This window comes from Pseudomonas tructae, assembly GCF_004214895.1.
Taxonomy (GTDB): Bacteria; Pseudomonadota; Gammaproteobacteria; order Pseudomonadales; family Pseudomonadaceae; genus Aquipseudomonas; species Aquipseudomonas tructae.
Genome location: NZ_CP035952.1, coordinates 1,278,560 through 1,295,141, shown reverse-complemented (window position 1 = coordinate 1,295,141; position 16,582 = coordinate 1,278,560). Strand labels below are relative to the sequence as shown.

16 protein-coding genes are annotated in these 16,582 nt (G+C 60.4%); 2 read left to right on the top strand and 14 right to left on the bottom strand.

The annotated features are described in order from the left end of the window. Complete coding sequence (locus EXN22_RS05895) at nt 1-483, top strand: DMT family transporter (RefSeq protein ID WP_130263184.1); 483 nt, start codon at nt 1-3, stop codon at nt 481-483. On the opposite strand, the gene EXN22_RS05890 is transcribed toward EXN22_RS05895, so the two are convergent. The 5 genes from EXN22_RS05890 to alaC all read right to left on the bottom strand — a co-directional run bounded on the left by EXN22_RS05890 (nt 480) and on the right by alaC (nt 4,033). Further along, nucleotides 480-1,031 (bottom strand): hypothetical protein, encoded by a 552-nt coding sequence (locus EXN22_RS05890; protein ID WP_130263183.1) that lies wholly within the window; start codon nt 1,029-1,031, stop codon nt 480-482. The genes EXN22_RS05895 and EXN22_RS05890 overlap by 4 nt on opposite strands. After that, the gene (locus EXN22_RS05885; protein ID WP_130263182.1) at nt 1,031-1,564 is read right to left on the bottom strand and encodes a hypothetical protein; all 534 of its coding nucleotides are present in this window, start codon (nt 1,562-1,564) and stop codon (nt 1,031-1,033) included. Before EXN22_RS05885 ends, EXN22_RS05890 begins: the two co-directional genes overlap by 1 nt. Nucleotides 1,565-1,633: 69 nt before the next feature. Next, complete coding sequence (locus EXN22_RS05880; RefSeq protein ID WP_130263181.1) at nt 1,634-2,203, bottom strand: GNAT family N-acetyltransferase; 570 nt, start codon at nt 2,201-2,203, stop codon at nt 1,634-1,636. A gap of 54 nt (nt 2,204-2,257) precedes the next feature. Further along, a complete protein-coding gene (locus EXN22_RS05875; protein WP_038997055.1) occupies nt 2,258-2,632 on the bottom strand; it encodes a YkgJ family cysteine cluster protein in 375 nt (124 codons plus the stop codon). A gap of 180 nt (nt 2,633-2,812) precedes the next feature. Then, nucleotides 2,813-4,033 (bottom strand): alanine transaminase, encoded by a 1,221-nt coding sequence (gene alaC / locus EXN22_RS05870; RefSeq protein WP_130263180.1) that lies wholly within the window; start codon nt 4,031-4,033, stop codon nt 2,813-2,815. A gap of 211 nt (nt 4,034-4,244) precedes the next feature. Here alaC and EXN22_RS05865 point away from each other — a divergent pair, with 211 nt between their 5' ends. Continuing rightward, complete coding sequence (locus EXN22_RS05865; RefSeq protein ID WP_233281684.1) at nt 4,245-6,431, top strand: TonB-dependent siderophore receptor; 2,187 nt, start codon at nt 4,245-4,247, stop codon at nt 6,429-6,431. A 3-nt stretch (nt 6,432-6,434) separates the two neighbouring features. On the opposite strand, the gene EXN22_RS05860 is transcribed toward EXN22_RS05865, so the two are convergent. From EXN22_RS05860 to cyoA, 9 genes are all read right to left on the bottom strand, one after another. Continuing rightward, complete coding sequence (locus EXN22_RS05860) at nt 6,435-7,565, bottom strand: hypothetical protein (RefSeq protein WP_130263179.1); 1,131 nt, start codon at nt 7,563-7,565, stop codon at nt 6,435-6,437. A 105-nt stretch (nt 7,566-7,670) separates the two neighbouring features. After that, nucleotides 7,671-9,431 carry an isocyanide synthase family protein gene (locus tag EXN22_RS05855; RefSeq protein WP_130263178.1) on the bottom strand — a complete coding sequence of 587 codons (1,761 nt, stop codon included), beginning with the start codon at nt 9,429-9,431 and terminating at the stop codon, nt 7,671-7,673. 27 nt (nt 9,432-9,458) lie between these two features. Further along, nucleotides 9,459-10,136, bottom strand: a complete 678-nt coding sequence (locus EXN22_RS05850) for an HAD family hydrolase (RefSeq protein WP_233281683.1) — start codon at nt 10,134-10,136, stop codon at nt 9,459-9,461. A 26-nt stretch (nt 10,137-10,162) separates the two neighbouring features. Continuing rightward, on the bottom strand, nt 10,163-11,158 hold the full coding sequence (locus EXN22_RS05845; protein WP_130263177.1) for an isocyanide synthase family protein: 996 nt from the start codon (nt 11,156-11,158) through the stop codon (nt 10,163-10,165). A 216-nt stretch (nt 11,159-11,374) separates the two neighbouring features. Further along, entirely contained in the window at nt 11,375-12,262 is an 888-nt protein-coding gene (gene cyoE, locus EXN22_RS05840) for a heme o synthase (protein ID WP_038997062.1), read from the bottom strand. A gap of 11 nt (nt 12,263-12,273) precedes the next feature. Beyond that, entirely contained in the window at nt 12,274-12,606 is a 333-nt protein-coding gene (gene cyoD, locus EXN22_RS05835) for a cytochrome o ubiquinol oxidase subunit IV (RefSeq protein ID WP_130263176.1), read from the bottom strand. Continuing rightward, nucleotides 12,607-13,236, bottom strand: coding sequence for a cytochrome o ubiquinol oxidase subunit III (gene cyoC / locus EXN22_RS05830; protein WP_130263175.1), 630 nt, complete (start codon nt 13,234-13,236; stop codon nt 12,607-12,609). It abuts the gene before it with no gap. Nucleotides 13,237-13,239: 3 nt separating this feature from the next. Next, nucleotides 13,240-15,258: a cytochrome o ubiquinol oxidase subunit I gene (gene cyoB, locus EXN22_RS05825; RefSeq protein WP_130263174.1), complete on the bottom strand. Its 2,019-nt coding sequence runs from the start codon at nt 15,256-15,258 to the stop codon at nt 13,240-13,242. A 3-nt stretch (nt 15,259-15,261) separates the two neighbouring features. Beyond that, nucleotides 15,262-16,206 carry a ubiquinol oxidase subunit II gene (gene cyoA, locus EXN22_RS05820; RefSeq protein WP_045188200.1) on the bottom strand — a complete coding sequence of 315 codons (945 nt, stop codon included), beginning with the start codon at nt 16,204-16,206 and terminating at the stop codon, nt 15,262-15,264. Between the last annotated feature and the right edge of the window lie 376 nt (nt 16,207-16,582).

The following is a 16,582-nucleotide window of genomic DNA, read 5'->3' as shown; positions in this document are numbered from 1 at the left end:
ATGAACCTGCCCGCCATCAGCGCCACCCTGCTGCCATTGAGCATCGCCTTGCTGGCCGGCGCCGCCGTGCCCTTCCAGGCAGGCAGCAACGCAGCGCTTGGGCGTTTGCTCGGGCATCCGTTATGGGCGTCGCTGGTATCGCTGGTGGTCAGTGTACTGATGGTGATCCCGGCATTGCTGGTGCTGCGTGCCCCGCTACCGCAACTGGGCGCGGTGGCTCATGCCCCTTGGTGGGCATGGCTCGGCGGCGTGGGCGGTGTTGCCTACATCACCGCCGCCCTGGTGCTGACGCCACGGCTGGGCGCCGCCGGCTTCATCGTCTGCGTGATTGCCGGCCAGGTGCTGTCCTCATTGATCATCGACCACTGGGGTTTGATGGGTTTGCCCGAACGCCCGGTCAACGGCTTGCGCCTGGCCGGGGTCGGACTGATGGTGCTCGGCATGCTGGTGGTGCAATGGGGCACATCGACTTCAGGCCGCTAAATAGCGTCCTTGTCGATCTGCACCGATGCCGGGGGTTCGATGACTTTCTTCAGCTGAAAGTGCAGCTCAGGGCTCTGGATTGCATAGACAATGGCCACGTTGAGTGCGATTGCCAGGCCACCATCGAGCAAGTGCCAGCCTGGTATCGGTGCGCCCTTGAATACCTGTCGACACCACCAGGCCTGCGCCGCGCAGAAGAAGCCGATAGAGGCCAGCCAGAGGTAGTACCCTGGCCCAAAGCCTGTGACATCGAGAAAATCGTAGCTGTGGTTGTTGGGCAGTCGTTCGACCAGTAACGAACTCAGCGCCAGGTACAAAGCGCCAAAACCCAACAGCAGCGACAACCAGCGCCAGCGTCGATGCGCCAGGATTGCCAAGCCCAGCAGCGGGTTGGCAAACCAGGCATAGATTTGCATGACCACGCCCCAGGGCCCGTACAGCATTGCCTGCAAGGCATGCAGCCGGCTGTCGCCAGACAGATAGATGGCATCAAAACACAGGCTCAGCACGAACAAGCCCAGGGTGATTGCCACATAAAAACGTGCCATCAGTTGCCTCCACACGCGCCACAGGGTGTTTGTGCCTGCTCGGGGATCGAGCGAAACGGCACTTTGCTCCAGGGTGTGAACGCCAGCGGCACAGTCATGACGATCCCGGCAATCAGCACCCAGGCGGGCCAGCCCAGCAGCGGTACCCTGCCACTGCCCGCCGGCTCATGCCGATAGCGCCACTGGCCGAGGATGAACACCAGCATCGCCAACAGCCACACATAATAGCCGAGCAGCAGCCCCGGTCCGTTGGCCGAGTCGGGCACCGGGGTCCAGCCGAGCCAGCCCAGCGGCACCATCAGGCCACTGAGCAACAGCGCCGCGCAGCCCAGGTAGAGGGCCACCTGCGGCTTTGTGCGGTGCATCAGCAGTGCGGCGAAATACAGCGGATTGGCGTACCAGAAGGAGCCACCCAGCACCCCCAGTGCCAGGGCGTGCATGCCGCGCATCACATCGTGCTCGCGGGCGCAGGCCTGGAGGAATAGGCAAGTGAAGTAGCACGCAAGACTGAGGGTCAGATAATTCAGGGGCACCAGTAAATCCATTTGGCTGGTCGAAGAGCGCGCGACAATAACGCAGACAGCGCTGCCGCGCTTGAATATTCAACCGTCCAGCGGCGCCTGATCGAGCAGCAACCCGTACAAACCTGAGTCCGACAACTCACCGGCCACACACCAACGCTGGCGCAACAGCCCTTCGAGCACGAAACCCTGACGTTCCAGGGTGCGCGCCGAGCCATGGTTGCGCGGATCGATCTCGGCCTCCAGGCGTCGCAGGTGCAGGCCGTGGGCCAGGTAGTCGATGAAACTGGTGAGCGCCTCGTCCATGAAGCCACGGCCTTGTGCACTGCTGGCAAGGCAATAGCCAATTTCGCCACGGCGCGAGCCAGGGTCGAGGTTGAACAGCTGGGTCATGCCGATCAGTTCGCCATTGTCGCGCCGATAGATGCCCAGCTTGAGCATCTGCCCGGCGGACTGGGCATTGCGGTCGTCGGCCAGTGCCGCCTGTGCCTCTGCCAGCACTTGCCAAGGGCCATGGTTCCAATAACGCATGACCTGCGGGTCGGCCATGATGGCAAACCATGCTTGGGCATCGTCTGCCGCCATCGGCCGCAGGTGCAAGCGCGGACTTTGCAGACACAGGTCAGCGGGGAAACTGTACGTGCGGGTCACGCGGGACCTCCTGTCCGATTCATGAACCGCCCAGTGTACCCCTCAACCCACGCCTCAGGCGACTTCAGCGCCCTCGTCCGGCCAAATCGGCTCGTTGGCCTCCAGGGGCGGCAGCCCATAGGCGGCGCGAGCGGCATCGCAACTGGGGTTGGCTTCGCCATTGACCCAGGCCGCATCGAACTCCCGGCACGGGGTCGAGCGCTGCTCATACAAGGTGCAACTCACACCTTTGCCAATTTCGCCTTCGAGCCCGATGCAGCGACACGGCTTGCTGTCGGTACCGATCATCGCCACGCGGCTGGGGCTGATCTGGACCACCAGGTCGTCGGGCACCACACCTCCGGCCGAGGTGCACTCACCCCAGAAGAAAGACACACGGAAATACCCGCAGCAGGCGCCGCAGTTCAAACAGGGATTATGTTCGGACATGATGAGAAGGGGGGAGGTTGATTATCGTTATAGGGAGAAACCCGCCGCCATTCTATGCGTTGCCGCTTGTTTGAGAAGGGGGGTGATGCAGAAATAAATCGCCGCTGACGGACGGTTGCTTCGCGGGGCAAGCCGGCACCCACCGTAGGAGCCGGCTAGACCCGCGATGGGGTCTTGCGCTTACTTCTGGGTTGGCTTGGCGCCTACCCCATCAGCGCGAAACATCTGCCGGATGCCGCGCACCGCCTGGCGAATGCGGTCCTGGTTCTCGATCAGGGCAAAGCGCACATGGTCGTCGCCATAGTCACCAAAACCGATGCCCGGCGACACGCAGACCGTGGCCTCGGCCAGCAGTTTCTTGGCGAACTCCAGCGACCCCAGGTGTGCATACTCCTCGGGGATCTTCGCCCAGACGTACATCGAGGCCTTGGGGTTCTCGACCATCCAGCCCAGCTCGTGCAAGCCCTTGACCAGCACATTGCGGCGCTGGCGATACTGCTCGGCGATGTCGCGCACGCACTGCTGATCGCCTTCGAGCGCAGCAATCGCCGCCACCTGCAACGGGGTGAAGGTACCGTAGTCGTGGTAACTCTTGATCCGCGCCAGGGCGTTGACCAGTTCAGGGTTGCCGACCATGAAGCCGATCCGCCAGCCCGCCATGTTGTAGCTCTTGGACAGGGTGAAGAACTCCACCGCAATGTCCTTGGCGCCCGGCACCTGCATGATCGACGGCGCTTTCCAGCCGTCATAGACGATGTCGGCGTAGGCCAGGTCGTGGATCACCAGCACATCGTACTGCTTGGCCAGGGCCACCACCCGTTCGAAGAAGTCCAGCTCGACGCACTGCGCGGTCGGGTTGGAGGGGAAACCAAGGATCATCATCTTCGGTTTCGGGATGGATTCGCGGATCGCCCGCTCCAGCTCGTTGAAGAAGTCCACGCCCGGAATCAACGGCACCGAACGCACCTGGGCACCGGCAATCACCGCACCGTAAATGTGAATCGGGTAGCTGGGATTGGGCACCAGCACGGTGTCGCCATGGTCGAGGGTGGCGAGCATCAGGTGCGCCAGGCCCTCTTTGGAACCGATGGTGACAATGGCTTCGCTTTCCGGGTCGATCTCGACCTCGTAGCGCTCCTTGTACCAGCGCGAAATGGCCCGACGCAGGCGTGGAATACCGCGGGAAGTCGAGTAACCGTGGGTGTCTTCGCGCTGAGCGACCTGCACCAGCTTTTCAACGATATGCGCCGGCGTGGCGCCGTCGGGGTTGCCCATGCTCAGGTCGATGATGTCCTCGCCGCGACGGCGTGCAGCCATCTTGAGTTCGGCGGTGATATTGAAGACGTAAGGGGGGAGACGATCAATGCGCGCAAAGCGGCGCGGCGAACCTTGGTCAGCCATGGCTTCCTCGAAGACGTAAGCGCCCGGAACCGTCCGAGCGACGTTGGCCACTGCGGTGGCCGAAGCAGACGATAGAGCCTTTGCCGGCAGCGTGTCCAGTGCCTGCTGAAAAATCCCTCACCCAGGCTGAGTTTTATGTTACAACTCGACATATCAAATGATAATCATTTGTATCACTTATATCATTCTCATGGCATTCAAAGGAACTGCAATGCTGTCACCTTCCGCCAAGCGCCACCCTTTCAACCCAACACTGCTAGCCATTGCCCTATGCGTTGCCAGCACCAGCCTGCAGGCCGCCCCTGCGAGTGATGACACCGAAAACACCGACGAGCATAAGCATAGTGTATGGGAATTGGGCGAAACCCATGTCATCAGCAACCAGCTGGGTACGGTGACCGAAGGCAGCGGCGGCTACACCCCTGGCACTATCGCCACCGCCACCCGACTGGTGCTGACCCCTAGGCAGACGCCTCAGTCAATCTCAGTCATCACCCGCCAGTTCATGGATGACTTCAACCTCAACGCCATCGACGAGGTGATGCGCCATACACCAGGCATCACCGTCTCGACGCTGGACAGCGAGCGCACCACTTACTACGCCCGCGGCTACGCGATCAGGAACTACCAGTACGATGGCATTCCTACCCTGGACAACGGCGTCAACGCCGCCGGCAACAACCTCAGCGACACCGCCATCTACGACCGCATCGAAGTGATCAAGGGCGCCAACGGCCTGCTCTCCGGGGCCGGCAGGCCCGGTGCGGCAATCAACTTCGTGCGCAAGAAACCCACTGCCGACTTCAATGCCCACCTCGGTGCCAGCGGCGGCTCATGGGACAACTACCGCAGCGAGCTCGACGTCTCTGGTGCACTCAACGACAGTGCCAGCGTACGGGGTCGAGCCGTGGCCGCCTTGCAGGACAAGCACTCGTTCCTGGATCACTATGAACGCAAGACCAGCGTCTATTACGGCATCGTCGAAATGGACCTGGATGACACCACCTTGCTAACCCTCGGCGCCGACTATCAGGACAACGATCCCAGGGGTTCCAGCTGGGCGGCGATTCCCATGTTCAACAGCGATGGCAACCTGAACAAGGTCTCACGTTCGTTCAACCCCGGTGCACAATGGAGCCGCTGGGAGCAATACACCCGCACGGTGTTTGCCAGCCTGGAACACCACTTTGCCAATGACTGGGTGAGCAAGTTCGAGCTGAGCCACAAACTCAACGGTTACCACGCAAGGCTCGGCTCGCTCAGCGGCGGCGCGCCCAATCCTCGTACCGGCAGCGGTAGCACCCTGTACTCGGGCAAGTTCACCGGCGAGACCAAGACCGACACTGCAGAACTCTACGCCACCGGCCCGTTCGAGCTGTTCGGTCGCGAGCATGAGTTGGTGGTTGGCACCAGCTATTCGCGGGCCAGGTTCGATGCCAAGGCCTACAACGCGCAGGCGGGTTATGACAACCGTGTCGACAACTTCTACACCTGGGATGGCAACATTGCCGAGCCGGCCTGGGACTTGGCGCGCACCAACGACCAGACCACCCGTCAGACCGCCAGCTACATCACCGCACGCTTCAAGCCCAGCGATGACCTGGCGCTGATCCTCGGTAGTCGTTTCGCCAACTTCACCGGTTCTGGTGACAGCAACCAGAAAGAAAGCGGGCGTGCCGTGCCATACGCGGGCGTGGTCTACGACCTGAATCCGACCTATTCGGTCTATGCCAGCTACACCAGCATCTTCGAACCGCAGTCCAGTGAGGATCGCTTCGGCAAAATGCTCGAGCCTAACGAGGGCGACAACTACGAGGTCGGCCTCAAGGGTGAATGGTTCAACGGGCGCCTCAACGCTAGCCTGGCATACTTCGAGATTCACGAAGACAACCGCGCCGAACAGGACCGCAGCGGCCAGCCTTCGCTGGTGCTGAGCCCTTATGTTGCCACCAAGGCCAAGTCCAAGGGTTACGAAGCGGAGATTTCCGGCGAACTGGCCCCGGGCTGGCAAGTGCAGGCCGGCTACACCCATAAAATCATTCGTGACGACGATGGCGACAAGATCTCCACCTGGGAGCCCGAAGACCAGGTCAGCCTGTTCTCCAGCTACAAGTTGCACGGAGCCCTGGAAAACGTGACCGTGGGCGGTGGTGCGCGCTGGCAGGGCAAATCATGGCAAGAGGTGCGCAACCCGGTTCGCGGCAGTGAAGACTACACCCAGGAAGCCTACTGGCTGGTTGACCTGATGACCCGCTATCAATTCAGCGACCACCTCTCAGGCCAGGTCAACCTGAACAACCTGTTCGACAAGAAGTACTTCACCAACGTCGGTTTCTACAACTCCTACTACTACGGCGATCCGCGCAATGTGAGTGTCAGCGCACGTTACGACTTCTAGGTCTCAGCGAATCTCCTTGTAGGCGTTGGTTTCCCACCTGACTGCGGCCGCCAGGCCGCGATCAGGCGCAAAGGCCGTGCCGGATACACCGGTGAAGGCCCTGCCCTCGCTGCCCAGGCTTACCGCACGCTCGTTTTTGTCCGACTCGGTGAGCATGGTGTAGGAGTGGCTGCGCATCGCCTGATAGCGGCTCTCGTCCCGTACTAGCGTCTGGTGATACTGCGCAAGCGCCTGGTCGCTGAGGTTGAGCATCTTTTGCAACTTGACCCCCCAGCGGCTCAGGCAGACTTCGGCGAAGTGGCGCACGATCAGCCCAGGCTCGACCAGCACTTTGCCAGCGCCAGCACCATCAGCCGAAGCGTTGCCCACCAGCGTCGCGTGCCGGCCCGGCATCGGATAGATGTGGCAACGGGTCGAGCCATGGGTCCTGGGCACAACGCAGGCAAAGCCTTTGGACCGCTCATCACGGGAATAGAAACCGACGTACTGCTTGACGTTGTCGCCCAACTGAACCCGATGCGCCTGAAAGTTCAACAGGCCCGGTACCGGATCGATGGCAAAGATATTCACCGGGATGTGCTTGAGGCTGCTGTCCCCGAGCATGGCATTGGCCAGCATATGGCAGCTCACTCCGCCGCGGCTCCAGCCCACGAGGTTGACCTGGGTCGGCAGTGGCCCGTTCTTGCGAAACATCTTGATGATCTGCTCCTGCAGTTGCTGCGGTGTCACCACGCGATTGCCGTAGCTGTAGGTACGCCAGAACCAGGAGCCGATTTTATCGACATCCTCGATGGGAATGCCGGCGGCCTTGAGCTGTTTGTACTCAGCTTCGCTTAGGGTTTTGCGCTGCCAGGCGAACGAGCCTTTGATGACGTGCAGGGCGTGGTTGACGTTCTCTTCCCAGCCCTTGCCGAACAAGGTACCGGAAAGCCCGTAGGCCTTGGTCTGGATGAACAGTTCATCGGCTTGCAGATTGTCACTGCCTGGGCCATCGATGGCCACCCAGTGGGCAAACTCCCTGCCCTGGTCGTTGGCAGCCAGGGTTGAAACCAGCTCGCCGTTCCAAAAGTTGGGGTTCTTGTCGTCGAAGCGGTGAGAACCGGTGCCACAAAAGTAAACGGTCAAAATGCTCATGCCATGATCCTGTGAAGTTGAGGATCGGCACACACTATTGCAGCCCAGCCACCACCAACAGGCGGAAAGACACCCTGACAACGGAACCCGCTGCCAGGGCATCACTCAGTAGACCTGTACCCGCCACAGCTCGCGCGAAGCCGACGCCGGCGACATCGGCAGACGCCCGTGCAGGGTCTGGTAGTTGTCGATCAGCACCAGGTCCCCTTCGACCCAGTCGTGGGCAATCAGACAGTCCTCGTCGTAGACCAGCGCGTCGAGCTGTTCAAGCAGCGCCTGCTGGGCCTGTTCGTCATAGCCTTGGACTTCCTGGCTCAGGGTCTGCAGGGTCGAATCGGTACCTTCCTGATAGCGCAGGATGCGTTCACCGGTACGCGGATGCAGGTCCACCAGGCCGTAATGACGAGGCGACCCACCGAAGTAGGTCATGCGCGTGTAGTAGGTGATGTCCACCGCCTGCCACTGCCGCGCCACCTGGTTGCCAACCTTGCGCAGGGCGTTGCGGCTATCGACGATGGTGGTCTGGCCTTCGCCCGCTTGTGGCGGCGTCTTGCAATAGAGCATGAACTTGCTGGCGCAGAACTTCGGATCGCGCAGAACCTGGGCGTCGCTGTCGGGCAGCATGTTCAGGTCCCAGTGCAGCGGGGTCTTCTCCAGCGAATGCACGACACCTTCGGGTTTGTCGGCCGGCTTGACCACGTGCACCTTGCCAAAGGCCCACTGATAGATGGTGCCAAAGCGCTCGCAATCGCGGGCAAAGCTGTCGCGGTCCTCGAACTGACAGCCACGCAGGCAGACAAAGCCGAAGGTTTCCACCAACGATTCCAGCAACTGCGTCGAGAAACGCTCGAAGCCAAGGCCCAGCGGGTCCCGTACCAGCAAGCCGAACAGTGGCAGCTTCTGCATCTGGAACTCGAAGCCTTGCAGTGCTTCGCCAGTGGTCTGGTGATAGAGCCAAGGACGGCCCTGATACTGCACCAGCACGTGCTTGTCGATATCAACCTCGGCATGGCCGCGCAGGGTCTGGCTGCCATCCAGATGGCGCACCGGCACGGCGTGCCAGGGGCTGGACACCCGCTCCAGGCCGTCCGCCAGGGCCAGGGTGAATTTTGGCCCGGCGTTGTCGTACTGGTGCACCGACAGGCGAATGTCATCAGGGAAGAAGCGGTTGACCGCTGCATTCAGCGCCTGGCCGCGGAACATCATCTGGTAGGCCTTGTAACCGATCTGCAGCAGGTGCTCGTCCTCGCTCTGGCCGGCTTCACGGCACAGCCGCAAGTCGTTGTAGAGGTGGCTGCAAAGCTTGTCGTGGGCGTGGCTGAGGGTTTCGTCGGTGCGGCTCTGCTCGATCAGCGCCTCGACGTTCTTCCAGGGCAGGCGCGCCTGCTTGACCAGGGTCGCGCGCACGGCATCGGCGCTGCTGGCCTGGGGGAACAGGTCCTCCATGCTGACCCAGTTGATCGTGTGGGTCGTGCACAGCTCGCGCAGCGCCTGGTTATAGGTTTTGCGCACCTCGTCGGGCACACCGACGATGTCGTTGAAGGTAGTGCCGTCACTGAGGATCGACACCACGCAACCTGGTGCATGTAGCGCGGCGATGTCCTGGCCCAGTTGATCGAGGCGCTCGATGGCCATGGCTTCGCCGTAGTCGGGCAGCACACCGAAGGTCTGGTCACGGGCATTCGGCGACTTGCACGGAAAGCCAGGCAGCACCAGGCGAACGGGGGCTTGCTGTTCGTAGAAGTACGCAAGGCTCTGCGCCAGGTTGGCCCTGCCCGCCGCGTCGAAGCGATCGTCGCTGTCCTTGAGCAGATAACCCGCCAGCACGTCGCTGACCGCCTTGATCCAGGTGTCCTTGTGTTGCATGACCTATCTTCCTTGAGAGGTGGTGTTTCAAAATTGGCTGGCGAGCGTGCCAGTTTGGCAAGTGGTGTCGGCCTTGCGCAGAACGTGCAGCAAATCCACCGGTTGATCGCAGTACAGGTCCGCTGCCTGCGCCTGCAAGGCATAGAGCCGGCCGTAGCCCCAGGTCACGGCCGCAGCCTGCATGCCCGCTGCGCGCGCGGTCATCAGGTCGATCACCGTGTCGCCCACGAACAGGCAGCGCCCAGGCTCCACCGCAAGGTGCCGAGCGGCTTCCAGCGCTGCGTCAGGTTGCGGTTTGAGCGGCTGGCCAAAGCGCTGACCAAGCACAATCTGGAAAGTGCCCGCAGGGAACAACTGCGTTGCCAGCTGCAGCGCCATGTCTTGGGCCTTGTTGGTGACAATGGCCAAGGGCAGGTGCAGTTGTCGGCAACCCTTGAGCAGCTCGAGGATGCCCGCGTAGGGCTGCGAGAACTGCACCAGATGGTTCTGGTAGCAGGCGATGTAACGCTCATGCAGGGCCTTGTCGTCAGCAATGCCCAGGCGCGCAGCGACCCGTTCGAGCATCGCCCCGGTGCCACCGCCGACATAGGCACTGATGGTCTCCAGGGGCAACGGCGGGTAACCCTGCTCCTGCAGCACCTGGTTAAGGCACCAGACGATGTCCGGCAAGGTATCGACCAGCGTGCCATCAAGGTCGAAAATCACGGCGTCTGCCGTTAGCGGTGCAGGCATCATTGCGCGCTGGCGTAGTGGCAAGGACGACCCTGGCGGAACACCAGGCGACTGTAGCGCTCGTCGATGTTGCTGCGCTTGTCGAGCATCACCACGCCACGCCGCTTGATCGCCACCGAGTGCCAGGGCGTGCGCCACAGGTCGCTGGTGGGCACCAGGCGAATACCGATTTTCTGCGACACGGCCAATTGCGGGTGGATCGACAGGCGCAGGCACTGTGGATAACGCGCTTGCAGCAGCGCACTCCAGGCCTCGCTGCGCTGGATCACGCGCTGGGAGGCCGGTTTGGCGATCTTCTTCACAGCATTGAGGCTCATGCCGGTGAACTCGGCAAGGCCCGAGTAATCTTCGGACAAGAAACGGTGAATGCCGCAGTACATCAGCATCATGTGCGGCTCATCCTGAAAGCGCTGGCCGAGCGCGATCAGCGACTGACCGTACTCGATCATCAGCTCTTCGCGCATGGAGTCCAGGCAGCCTAGCTGTGGGTAGGCGTCCTTGAGGTCGAACAGAGCAAAACTGTGCGGATAGTGCTGTTCGGCGTAGCGCTGGATCTCATCGGTGTAGTCCTTGACGTGGGCATCGGGCACCCGCACCAGGTCGGAAAACACATAGCCGTCGGAGCAGATGTGGATCAATGCGCCCGGCGCGTAAAGGGCCTGGATTTCTGCGCACAGGTGCTGCAGCTCGTCGATGGCATGGCGCTCGGCAAGATCGGGCAGGTGGCTGAGGGTCTTCTGCCGGTTCGGCGATTTACCCGGAAAGGCAGGCAGCACCATTTCGATGCGCTGGCCGCTTTCGATTGCCTTGAGGACCTTGTCCAGATGCGGCTCGAGCACGTCTGCGGACAGTTCGTCATCCTGACCAGGAGCCAGGCTGCGGCGGCGGAACAGGCAGTCGAGTACCTGCAGGGCGGTATCGAGGTGCAAAGAGGTGTAGCGCTCGCGCAGCGGCGCAAGGCACGCCCGTTGAGCAACGGCGTTTGGCTCGGTCATGAACAATCCCTTGTGTGGTGGATCACGGCCAGTATCCTCTGGCCATGCGCAGATATTCCCTACCTGCGCGGCGATAAAATCCGGCAAACCCGGGGTACTTGTCAACAGCAGTTTCGGTCGTTGTGAGAGCGGGCTTGCCCCGCGATGAGACTGCACGCACAAACAAAAACGCCCCAGGCTTCGCAGCCTGGGGCGTTTTCATTACACGCTGATGAATCAGTGTGCGTAAGTCAGCAACAACTCGGTCGGCACCTTGGTGTCCAGCGACATCATCACGCTCAGGGCGGTGATGGTGAAGATCGAGAACACGAACAGCTTGCGGGCCCACAGACGATCGTCCACCGCCTTGTAGCCGGTCCAGGCCATGTACAACCAGTACATGCCCATGGCTGCGGCAACGGCCATGTAGCTCATGCCGGCATAGCCACCCAGGGTCAGCATCAGGGTCGCTACCAGGAACGCCACGATGTACCAGAGGATGTGCTTCTTGGCCACCAGGATCCCACGCTTGACCGGCAGCACCGGAATCGATGCGGCCAGGTAGTCGTTGAAGCGGAAGATCGCAATGGCGTAGGAATGCGGCATTTGCCACAGGCTGAACATCACCAGCAGGGTCAGTGCAGCCAGGTCGAAGCTGTTGCTCACCGCGCAGTAGCCGATCACCGGAGGCATGGCACCGGACAGGCTGCCAACCAGGGTGCCGTGCACCGATTTGCGCTTGAGGTACAGGCTGTAGAACCCGACGTAGATGACAAAGCCGATCAGGCCGAACAGCGCCGCCAGGGCATTGGCCTGCACGTACAGCAGGCCAAGGCCGGCCACCCCGAGCAGGGTGGCGTAGGCCAGCGCGACTTTCAGCGAGATCTGGCCCTGGACCATCGCACGGTTCTTGGTGCGCTCCATCTTGATGTCGATGTCACGGTCGATGCAGTTGTTGAACACGCAACCGGACGCCACCACCAGCGAAGTGCCAATCACCGTGGCCAGGAACAGCATGAAGTCGACATGCCCTTGCGCGGCAAGGAAAAAACCGCCTGCCACAGAAAGCACGTTACCGAAAATGATCCCCGGTTTGGTGATTTGGATAAAGTGCTTAACGGACATGTCGTCTTACCTCACTTCGCCATCATGCTGGTGTGGATGCTGAACATGATCCACAGCGACAGGCCGACCAACAGTGCAATGACCATTACCGTAAACAGGAAGGTCGACACGTTGGAGCGCTGCTCGGCAGAACGGTCCATGTGCAGGAAGTACACCAGGTGAACCACGACCTGGATGACCGCCAGGGCCACCACGACCATGATCGTGATGTCTTTGGGCATGCTCGGGAACATCACCAGGCCGAACGGAATCGCCGTCAGGATGATCGACAGGACGAAACCGATCACATAGGACTTGACGCTACCGTGGTTGCCCTCGGCGTGGCTGTTATGTGCGTTAGCCATTTACAGAACCCCCAGCAGATACACGACGGTGAACACGCAGATCCAGACCACGTCCAGGAAGTGCCAGAACAGGCTCAGGCAGCTCATGCGGGTCTTGGCGGTACCAGTGATACCGTGCTTGTTGATCTGGTACATCATGACCGCCATCCAGATCAGACCTGCGGTTACGTGCAGACCGTGGGTACCGACCAGCGCGAAGAACGCCGACAGGAAGCCACTGCGCTGCGGGCCAAAGCCCTCGGCAATCAGGTGATGGAACTCATAGACTTCCATCGCGATGAAGCCCGCACCCAGCAGGAAGGTGATGGCCAACCAGCCCAGCACGCCGCCCTTGTTGCCTTTGAACATCTGCAACATGGCGAAGCCGAAGGTGATACTCGACAGCAACAGCAGGCCGGTCTCAACCGCGACGAAGTCCAGCTGGAAAATATCGTGACCCGACGGGCCGCCGGCAAAACTGCCGGACAGCACCGCGTAGGTGGCGAAGAGCGACGCAAACAGGATGCAGTCGGTCATCAGGTACAGCCAGAAACCGAATACGGTCATCTGGCCCGAGTCGTGGTGGTGGTCGTCATGCCCATGGTCGTGACCATGAGCATGAGTATCAGCGTTAATTACATGACTGGACATTGATTAAACCCGCTCAAACGATTCGACACGTGCGCCAACCGGCGTACCGGTAGCCAGGCCCAGGGACTTCATGCGCTCACCTTCGATGCGCGCCACTTCCTCGGCTGGAACCATGTAGCCCTGGTCGTCACGAGCAGCATGGGCGACGAAGACCGCGATGGTACCGATCAGGCTTACGCCAACCAGCCACCAGATGTGCCAGATGAAGGCGAAACCGAACACGGTCAGCAGCAAGCCCATGAACACACCGGTGGAGGTGTTGTTCGGCATGTGGATCGCTTCGTACTTGGCTGGAACCTTGTACGCGATACCGGCTTTCTTGGTTTCGTGCCAGGCGTCCAGATCGACGTTCTCAGGCATGGTGGCGAAGTTGTAGAACGGTGGTGGCGACGAAGTCGACCATTCCAGGGTACGGCCGCCCCATGGGTCGCCGGTCACGTCCATGTTGTCCTTGCGGTCGCGAATCGACACGTACAGCTGGATCAGCTGGCAGGCGATACCGAACAGGATCAGCACGGCGCCGAACACGGCTACGTACAGGTAGGGTTCCCACAGTGGGTTGTCGGAATGGTTCAGACGACGGGTCATACCCATGAAGCCCAGTGCGTACAGTGGCATGAAGGCCACGTAGAAACCGGAGATCCAGAACCAGAAGGCAGCTTTGCCCCACTTCTCGTTCAGGGTGAAGCCGAAGGCTTTCGGGAACCAGAAGGCGAAGCCAGCAATGTAGCCGAACACCGCACCACCGATGATCACGTTGTGGAAGTGGGCGATCACGAACAGGCTGTTGTGCAGAACGAAGTCAGCACCTGGAACAGCCAGCAGCACGCCGGTCATACCACCGATCGAGAAGGTCACCATGAAGCCCAGGGTCCACAAGACTGGCGCGGTGAAGCGCAGACGGCCCTGGTAGATGGTGAACAGCCAGTTGAACAGCTTAACCCCGGTCGGAATCGAGATCAGCATGGTCGCCAGACCGAAGAAGGTGTTGACGCTGGCGCCCGAACCCATGGTGAAGAAGTGGTGCAACCATACCGCAAAGCCCAGTACCGCGATCGCGCCCGAAGCGTAGATCATCGACTTGTGGCCGAACAGGCGTTTGCCAGCGAAGGTCGAGGTGACTTCCGAGAACACACCGAAGGCCGGCAGGATCAGGATGTAAACCTCAGGGTGACCCCAGGCCCAGAACAGGTTGACGTACATCATCGGATTGCCACCAAGTTCATTGGTGAAAATGTGGAAATCCATGTAACGGTCAAGCGTCAGCAGTGCCAGGGCGGCGGTCAGGATCGGGAACGACGCGACGATCAGAACGTTGGCCCAGGTGCAGGTCCAGGTGAAGATCGGCATGTCCATCAGCTTCATGCCAGGCGCGCGCATTTTCAGCACGGTGGCGAGGAAGTTGACACCCGTTAGCGTCGTACCCAAGCCGGACAGCTGTAGCGCCCAGATGTAGTAATCGACACCCACGCCAGGGCTGTACTGGATACCCGCCAGCGGCGGATAGGCAACCCAGCCGGTCTTGGCGAACTCACCGACACCCAGGGAGACGTTGACCAGCACGACGCCGGACACCAGCAGCCAGAAGCTCAGGGAGTTCAGGAACGGGAAGGCAACGTCACGCGCACCGATCTGCAGAGGCAGGGCCAGGTTCATCAGGCCGGTGAAGAATGGCATTGCCATGAAGATGATCATGATCACACCGTGAGCGGTGAAGATCTGGTCATAGTGTTCGGGAGGCAGGTAGCCCTCGGAGCCGCCAGTGGCCATGGCCAACTGCGTACGCATCATGATGGCGTCGGCAAAGCCGCGCAGCAGCATGATCATCGCGACGATGATGTACATCACCCCGATTTTCTTGTGGTCGACCGAGGTCAGCCACTCGGACCACAGGTAGGTCCATTTCTTGAAATAGGTGATTGCACCGATCAACGCGAGACCGCCGAGCGCGATCATGGCAATGGTCACCATGACTATCGGCTCGTGATACGGAATCGCATCCAGACTTAGTTTACCGAACATCTCTTACTCCTCTGCCCCAGCAGCTGAATGCATACTCACGTCCATCCCTTCGGTACCGGCCGCTTCTTTGCTCTGCTCTTTTTCGTGGACCGGCCGACCGCGGTTCATGCCTTCGTACTTGTCGACGATGGACTGGAACTGCTCTGGCGAGGCCACGCTGTACAGCGCGACTGGATTGTTTTCGCTCGTTTTGGCCAATGCCGCGTATTCAGCCGCATCCAGCTGTTTCGGCGATTGCTTGACTTCGTTCACCCATGCTTCGAAATCAGCCTGGGAAGTGGCGGTTGCCTTGAACTTCATACCGGTGAAACCGGCGCCGCTGTAGTTGGCGGAGATACCGTCGAACTCACCGTTCTCGTTGGCGATCAGGTGCAGTTTGGTGGTCATGCCAGCCATTGCGTAGATCTGCCCGCCCAGGCCCGGAATGAAGAACGAGTTCATCACCGAGTCGGAGGTCACGCGGAAGTTGACCGGGGTGTTGGCCGGGAAGACGATCTTGTTGACCGTGGCAATGCCTTGTTCCGGGTAGATGAATAGCCATTTCCAGTCCAGGGCGACCACGTCGATCTGCACCGGTTTCACATCGGAAACCAGCGGACGATACGGGTCCAGCTCGTGGGTGGTTTTGTAGGTCACGTAACCCAGGGCGATGATGATCAGAACCGGGATGGTCCAGACCGCCACTTCGATCTTGGTCGAGTGCGACCAGTCAGGCGTGTAGGTCGCAGCCTTGTTGGAAGCGCGATACTTCCAGGCAAACGCCAGGGTCATGAAAATGACAGGAATCACCACCAGCAACATCAAGCCGGTAGCGATCAGGATAAGGTTCTTTTGCTCAATGCCGACCTGGCCCTTCGGGTCGAGCAGGGTCCAGTTGCACCCACTGAGTAAAAGCATGCCTAAAAAGGGCAGAATGCCAAACAGTCTGGGGTAACGCTTTTTACTCATCTCACGACCTCTAGAGCAGCTTGCTTCAATGCAATTTGTGTTTTGGTCGCCAACACTTCGTCCTGCCAAGCGTTAGCATTTATGGGATCGAATACGGTCATGCCTTGAGGCCAGCTGCGGCGGCTCGGCATAAACCAGGTATTGCGGTGTTTATTATTTTGACTTCAGTAGGCAACGGGCCTGTCTTCAGACCAATTCCATTTGGTGCGGGAAATCACGGAGGGGGGTCAGCCCGGCATCGCCGCAGGCGATGCTCGTCAGAGTCAGCGAAAAGAGCCCTGAAGCTCCTTTAATCCTGCGACTCACAAGCGGTGCCGAACGGAAATTGGGGGCGATTGTAGATAGGTAACCTATCGTTGACTATGACTTATTGAGC

Bases quoted from the DNA above. Each gene is read 5' to 3' on its own strand.
- cyoE (WP_038997062.1), bottom strand. From the start codon at position 12,262: ATGTCCGTTAAGCACTTTATCCAAATCACCAAACCGGGGATCATTTTC.
- EXN22_RS05845 (WP_130263177.1), bottom strand. From the start codon at position 11,158: ATGACCGAGCCAAACGCCGTTGCTCAACGGGCGTGCCTTGCGCCGCTG.
- cyoC (WP_130263175.1), bottom strand. From the start codon at position 13,236: ATGTCCAGTCATGTAATTAACGCTGATACTCATGCTCATGGTCACGAC.
- EXN22_RS05860 (WP_130263179.1), bottom strand. From the start codon at position 7,565: ATGAGCATTTTGACCGTTTACTTTTGTGGCACCGGTTCTCACCGCTTC.
- alaC (WP_130263180.1), bottom strand. From the start codon at position 4,033: ATGGCTGACCAAGGTTCGCCGCGCCGCTTTGCGCGCATTGATCGTCTC.
- EXN22_RS05875 (WP_038997055.1), bottom strand. From the start codon at position 2,632: ATGTCCGAACATAATCCCTGTTTGAACTGCGGCGCCTGCTGCGGGTAT.
- cyoD (WP_130263176.1), bottom strand. From the start codon at position 12,606: ATGGCTAACGCACATAACAGCCACGCCGAGGGCAACCACGGTAGCGTC.
- EXN22_RS05895 (WP_130263184.1), top strand. From the start codon at position 1: ATGAACCTGCCCGCCATCAGCGCCACCCTGCTGCCATTGAGCATCGCC.
- EXN22_RS05855 (WP_130263178.1), bottom strand. From the start codon at position 9,431: ATGCAACACAAGGACACCTGGATCAAGGCGGTCAGCGACGTGCTGGCG.
- cyoB (WP_130263174.1), bottom strand. From the start codon at position 15,258: ATGTTCGGTAAACTAAGTCTGGATGCGATTCCGTATCACGAGCCGATA.
- EXN22_RS05890 (WP_130263183.1), bottom strand. From the start codon at position 1,031: ATGGCACGTTTTTATGTGGCAATCACCCTGGGCTTGTTCGTGCTGAGC.
- cyoA (WP_045188200.1), bottom strand. From the start codon at position 16,206: ATGAGTAAAAAGCGTTACCCCAGACTGTTTGGCATTCTGCCCTTTTTA.
- EXN22_RS05865 (WP_233281684.1), top strand. From the start codon at position 4,245: ATGCTGTCACCTTCCGCCAAGCGCCACCCTTTCAACCCAACACTGCTA.